Below are 7,232 nucleotides of genomic sequence, written 5' to 3' on the forward strand. Positions count from 1 at the left end.
TTTAGTATTCACCAATGTCTCCACATTGTTCACTATTTCCAAACTAACAGTATAAATACCAGGGTTGCTATATGAGTGGGTCGGATTCTCTACATCTGACGTGGTGCCATCGCCAAAGTCCCATGCAAAAGATTGTGCCCCATTAGATAAGTAAGAAAATTGTACTTGTTGGTCTATAGATACAATGGTTTGATTTGCAGTAAATTCTGCACTTGCTTCTGATACAATTATCTCAAAATCATCAATCATGAAGCCATCTCTGTCATATACACTACCCTCATTGTCATTGCCAGAACCTGTATTTACTGAGCTTACAAATCTGAAAGAAACGTTCGGCTGACCAGCCAAATTATTTAATAGATATTGTGTAATTTCATTATCAACTGTATTATCGGTTGCTCCGTTGTTGGTTGTTAATCTTGTAGCGTTCCAACCGACTTTATTGAAGAACACAGATTGCTCAATTGAACATCCTGTATTATCACCTCGGTTATACCAGTTAGTACCTTCTAACTCCCCTTGAGATGTACCTAGTGTAAACCAATTAACACCTCCATCTATACTATATTGCACTTGCAAAGCATGAGGCAAGTTACAATAGCCGTTTTCCATACTCTTATAAAAGGATAATTTATATTCTTTTGTATTATCTGACATATCAAATGCAGGTGTATAAAGAGCACATGCATAGTCAAACCCTTCGTCCACGATGTCAGTTGTTAGCCCGGTTTTCCAAGTGTTCGCCCCAGAATTAACAGTTGTTAATCTGTTACCTGGAGTACCTCTTTCCCAATGATTAATCCCGTTTAGTAAAGATTTTGATGTAAAATCATCAGGGTTAGATTCAAAATCGCCCCCATCAGCCAAAAGATATGGGGTGGATTTTAAAGGTAAGACAGTTACGTAATTAACTTTTTCTTCGATACTTGCTCCTCCGTCAACCGACAAAGAAACTGTATATTGTCCAGGTGCATTGTATGCATGAGAAGGATTTTGATCACTAGAAAGATTTCCATCTCCGAAATCCCATGACCAATCATCATTTGGCAGTAAAGAGTGATCGAAAAATTGCACAGGGACGCCTTCGTAAGCAACTATTTGTTCAGTTTGAAAGTCCGCGTTGGCTTCTTTGGCAAAAATGTTTGTTGTAAACACGCCACGTCCATATGTAGCAACAGAAACAATACCATCTGATTCCCTGTACTTTAACATATCGCATCTTACGTTTGCTAAACCAGAATTAGTAGGTTCCCAACCAGGAGTTCCAGAAAATGAATTTGTTGACCAAACTCCTATTTCAGTTGCTAACATTACTTCATCATAATTTTGAGGATTATAAATACCCCATCTTACAGGTATGTCAGGTAAATTATCTTCCTTATTAACCCAATCATTTCCTCCATTTGTAGTTTCATAAACAGATGATACCCCATAGTTAGAGAAAGTGACAAGTAATTGATCGTCAGATGCGCCAACGTCAATACTAGAGACCCAACCTCCTGGATCATCTTCAAAATTTCCTGTAATTTCTGTTATGTCAGGTGTATCTGAATTAGCATTATCAATTAAAAAGATAAGACCCTCTCCACCATTAACTCTTACACCAACGAAGAGTCTATTTGAAGTATAAGGCGAAGCCTTAATTGTTGTAATTTGCCTTCCTGAAAGATCAAGATCAATTGCTTGCAAAGAAGATGGATCTGATGAAATATTGGTTATTCGAGTAAGCTCATCAACACCCCCTGCTCCATATAGGATATCAGTTTCGCTATCATATTCTGATGGATTAATAAATCTGCCTCTATTTTGATCGTCTGAAATTGAAGTAAATGTTTTACCTCCGTCTGAAGACCATCTATAAGAATTAAATACAAAACTTGTTATCTGATAGTTCGAATCATCCTGATCTATAAAACAAAATCCACCATCACCACCAGTGGCTTCCGTTGTTGAACCTACACCTGCTCTATTAAATCGTTGCGTACCATTGTCCTGTGCTCCAGCTAGAAGGTAATTAGAACCAACTTCGTTTTCCATAGCAACGGAATAGAATGTAGTTACATTATATCCATTGTTTCTATCATCAAACTCAGGATTATTGGAATTTCCAACATTGGCAGAATAAGATACTCCACCATCGCTACCAAAAATTGCTTCATTAGGGTAACCTGGTCTAAATGTAATCTCATGCTGATCGGCATGAACATAATCATCACAAAAAGATCCAGTCCAATAAGATACGGGCTGCCAGCTCATTCCGCCATCAGATGATTTATGCAAATCTATACCTCCAGCTATTACTATAGAAGCATTATTCGGATGTACGGCTAATATTAAATCAAAAAATGCTTGCCCGCGTGTAAAATGACTTGTGCCAACTGAGCAGTCTTGTTCTAAGTATAAGGGAATTGTTAAATCCTCCCAATTAGCACCTGCATCAGATGATTTTTTAAACCAAGAAACGTCCTGATTACCCGCTGCACCATCGGCTACCGCATAAATAACATTGGGATTTGAAGGTGCTATTGCAGTCTCAATTCTCGTAGAGGATACACCCGGAGGCGTTATGTTAGTCCAATTCAATCCATCATCCGTTGACTTGAATATTGCACCACTAGAATTTACACCTTGTGTTGCAATTATCATTCCATTAGATGCAATTTCAATGTCACCAAACCTGCCGTCTATTACCCTATCCCAATTATTACCACCATCTACAGATCTGTAAATTCCTTCTAAGGTCGATGCTATTACAGTAGATTGATCTGTAACTTTTATCTTTTGAACAAAATAAAAGCTGCTATTATCTGTGCTGGCCAATTGATTCCATGTGTCACCACCGTCTTCTGTTTTCCAAATACCTAATCCTTGAATATCACTTGTATACCCTAAACCTGTACCCATATAAAAAACATCAGTGTTAATTGGATCATATGTCAACGTACTTATGGCCAAATTTGCCATTAAATCATCTACTGCGGTCCACATCCCAGTAGGGTCGGTAATATCATTGTTATACCATAGACCACCACCTATCGCACCAGCCCAAACTTTTTTACTCTCAGCATCGTTGGGGTCAAACATTAATGATCTTGTTCGTCCGGCTACATTGTTTGGGCCACGTTCTACCCATTGAACTCCTGCAATTGCTGCCATTTCATCTTTTTTTCTTGATAAAATGGTTTGCACTTCGTTAAATGCTTTAAGTTGTCTTTGAACAGGTGGATAACCTAATTTAGGATCCATCGTCATTTCAAAATCCTGGATATATGCCAAATCTGGTCTGTCTCTCTTAGGAAGTGACTCAAAATTTGTAATTCCTTTTTCTCTTAATGATTGAAGCTTCTCTAACTGCTCCTCATAGTGGTTACGTTCTACAATGTTGTTATCTGAATGATCAGTTGCAAAATAAACAACTGATCCAATTAATAAGAAAAGAATTGCGGTGGTATATTTTATTTTCATTATGTATAAAGTTAATCCTCTAAATTAAACAGTGAGAAACGGAGTTCCCAATAAGATTGCATAAAAGTTGAGACCGGCTGATAGTAAAAATTTAAAATCGTATAATTATATCTTATGATAATTACAACACTGATCAATTATTGCTCAAAAAAGGAAAACATTGATTAAGTCAACTCAGTAAAAAATTAAAATTTGAGTTTTTTTTAAAGTTTGACACATTATATCAACATAGCATTACCCACTTTATTGATAGCATCTAGAGCCATTAATTCAATTTCAAAATCTTACCAGAATATATAAATTGATTTATAGACAAGTCCAAAACTTTAATAACAAATAATCCACTAGTGAATTGTGAGGTATTAATTATAATTTGATCTGTTGTCCATGACTCATTTTCGTAAATAATTTCGCCTTTAGTGTTGTGAATAAATATTGATTTTGGTCTAATGTGCTGAGATGCATCTTTAATGCTTAAATAATCATCAATCGGATTCGGATGAAGGTCAATTTTTTCAATATGCTCATCAATTGTACTTACAACTACCTGATCCTCCTTTTTGTAGTTGCAGCTTCCATCGTCAAAATTGGCCGCTACGTTAAAATTAGTTGCTGCTGGATCAGTACATCCAATAACTTTGGTCTTTAGACAAGCTGTTGAACGCGTAGCATTTGGATTATAGTTGAGTGACTCAGGATCTGTGCAGCCCTCAATTTCTAAAATATGCGAATCTTTTTTTAAATAATAAATATTGTTCGGGAGCACATTATAAAAACGGTCGATCTCACCATTTGGCCAATTAACTTTCACAGAATCTATATTATCATTAGACGCTAATCCGTAATGCAAAATCAGAGAATGTTGAGAGGCATGAGATCCGCCACTTGACACTTCTCGCCTCATCGTAGTCTCACCTGAGTAAACCGTTACAAAACTCCCAAATGCATTTCTATTGATATACTCACTGCCCTCAAGATTAAACTCGACCCAGTTGTTGTCAGTAAAATCATTTTTGTAAAATAAGGAATGGCCAATATTTTCTGAGCTGGTGTTTACAATAAAAAAGTCCAAAGTTCCATTGCGGTCATAATCTGCATAAGCACCTCCACGACCAATCCATGCGTTATCTATTCCATACTCCAAAGAAACATCGACAAATGTTCCATTGCCCTCATTTTTAAACATTTTGTTCTTATCATTCAACGTGGTGGTAATTCCGAAATACCCGGTAGGTATGTAGCCATTAATCACAAATAAGTCTAAATCGGTGTCATTGTCATAATCTATAAAAAAAGTGCCCCAGCTAGTTACGCTTGTATCATTTTCATAATAGCCATTTTCTATAGCCAGCTCAGAAGCATTGTCAAAATAGCTTATCCCATCATCACTGCTGAGCATTATATTATTACCAATATTAGACATATAATAACTTTCAATTCCGTTTCCATTATAATCACCTACAGCTATACCCATTCCATACATAGCTGCATCTAATCCAACATTTTCTGATACATTAGTAAAACTATCATCAGGAAAATTATTTCTAAACATGGTATTAGGGACTACAAACATGCCATGATCATTGACAACGTAAATATCTTGATCTCCATCATTATCATAATCAGTGGCCAATGCTGCCAAACCACACCCTAGGTCATCAATTTCATATAATTCAGCTTGTTCTACAAACACATTATTTCCCTGATTTACATAAAAAAAGTTGGGGAGACATGATCTGTCAATATCAATTATAATGTCATTTTCATCCTTTATAAATTGAAAGTTGTCGATGTAGTTTAAAACATATATATCAAGCAAACCATCCATATTAAAATCAATAAAAACAGCTCCTGAACTTCCTGATTTGTCTATTATTCCAGCGCTTTCAGAGATATCAGAGAATGTTCCATCACAATTATTTAATAAAAGTAAGTTATGTTCATCTTTGTTATATGTGGGAATAAAAAGATCATCACAACCGTCATTATTTATATCTCCTGCAACCACACCAAACGAATAATAATCTTTAGTTAACTTTTGAATATTGCTTTTTGCTGATACATCAAAAAAAGTACCATCACCGAAATTTTCAAATAATTTGTCATGATAAGCTGCATCAGTAATGTACAAATCAATAAACCCATCATTGTTGTAATCAAACCATACAATACCGCCTCCCATTTCTATTGGTGTATTGTGAAGATGTTCAATTCCAACTTCAAAACTTACTTCTTTTAATTGTGCAAAACCGATTGATTTAATGCTAATAAATGTTATGAATACAATGATATATTTCATTTTAATATTATATTCTTAATTTTTTATCAATTTGATGATTCTAGATGGCTTTGCGTTTTCTTGACTATTTATTCTGAGAATATAAACCCCACTTCGGTAATCAGAAGTGTCAATTCTAATTGACTTTTTACCATTAGATTCTATAGTATAAATTACATCCCCTTTCATATCATAAATGCAAATATCATAGTGTTTGTCCAGTTCAAGAAAACTTACAAATAGTTCATTGTTGAATGTATTAGGGTATGCGAAAATGTTATCCGATAACTCACTATCCGCTTCGTTTGAAACTGTTACGTTATACATACAATCTCCGTCATCATAAATAGCATTTGGGTTATAATTAATCGCATCTAAATCTGTACATCCAAATTTACTCTCCACAAAACAACCCATATTGTAAGTGGCCAACTTATTATAGTATGGATTAGATGTATCCATACAGCCCACAATTTTAAAATTATTGTTATTTTCTTTTAAATAAATTCTTTGGTTAAGAGGTAAATTTGTAAATATTTGGGTGTTGTTATGGCTCCACCTTACAACCACTTTTTCTATGGAAGAAGAATTATTTAAACCAAAATGTAGAATCTTAGAATTTTGAGAGCCAAATGTTCCCCCTCCATAATTTTCTCTCATAAAAATCCCTTGATCACTATATACTGTAACTTTGGATCCTAAGGCATCCCTATTAATTTCTTCGCCTTCAAGAAGAATTTCAATCCAGTTTTTGGAATTAGAAAGCTGATTTGTGTAAAATAAGGAATGGGAAGAGCTATTCACCCTACCATCTACGGAAACAGTAAATATATCTAAATCCCCATCATTATCATAGTCTCCATATATTGCACCTCGATTAAAAAATTCAGAAGACTCTTGATTATCAGAAGATATGTCTGTAAATACGCCATCGCCATCATTTATGAAAAACTTATTAGGATCACTTAGTGCAACATTTAAAAAAGGTGCGGCTGGGACATAACCATTAGACACAAACAAATCCAAATCACTATCGTTATCCATATCCAGAAATAAAGCACCCCAACTTGTCAGGCGCTGTCCTTGATTGTTAAAATCATTTTCAACATTTGAAATGGAAGAAACATCTTGATAACCGTCCAGAGAATTATTCTTCAATAAAACGTTTCTGCCCAAATTTGTGATATAAAAATCATTGTCAAGATCATTATCAATATCACCAACTGCTATACCCATACCATATACACCAACATTTAAATTCATTGGTAATGATACATTAGTAAAATTCTTATTGGGAAAATTATTTATATATGCAGTATTGGGCACTATCCATTCGCCAAAATCATTGGCAATATAAATATCCATAATACCATCGTTGTTTATATCTGTGGTAGCTATTGCCAAACCACAGCCAACATCATCAACACCATAATTCTGTGCACTTTCCAGGTATGCACCCGTTCCATCATTTATATATAAATAATTAGGG

The 7,232-nt window shown here is 34.9% G+C and carries 3 protein-coding genes; all 3 read right to left on the minus strand.

The window, feature by feature from the left end; translation table 11 throughout:
• Window positions 1-3,465, minus strand: a 3,465-nt coding sequence (locus RLO81_RS04210; protein WP_350107685.1) for a PKD domain-containing protein, incomplete at its 3' end; no start/stop codon positions are given.
• Between the two features lie 265 nt (window positions 3,466-3,730).
• On the minus strand, window positions 3,731-5,764 hold the full coding sequence (locus RLO81_RS04215) for an FG-GAP-like repeat-containing protein (protein ID WP_350107687.1): 2,034 nt from the start codon (window positions 5,762-5,764) through the stop codon (window positions 3,731-3,733).
• 15 nt (window positions 5,765-5,779) lie between these two features.
• On the minus strand, window positions 5,780-7,232 hold a 1,453-nt coding region (locus RLO81_RS04220; protein ID WP_350107690.1), incomplete at its 5' end, for an FG-GAP-like repeat-containing protein.

This window comes from Fulvivirga sp. (genome assembly GCF_040220315.1).
Lineage (GTDB): Bacteria > Bacteroidota > Bacteroidia > Cytophagales > Cyclobacteriaceae > Fulvivirga.

What these genes read in the sequence shown, in the direction of transcription:
- RLO81_RS04215 (WP_350107687.1), bottom strand. Translation starts at nt 5,764, where the DNA reads ATGAAATATATCATTGTATTCATAACATTTATTAGCATTAAATCAATC.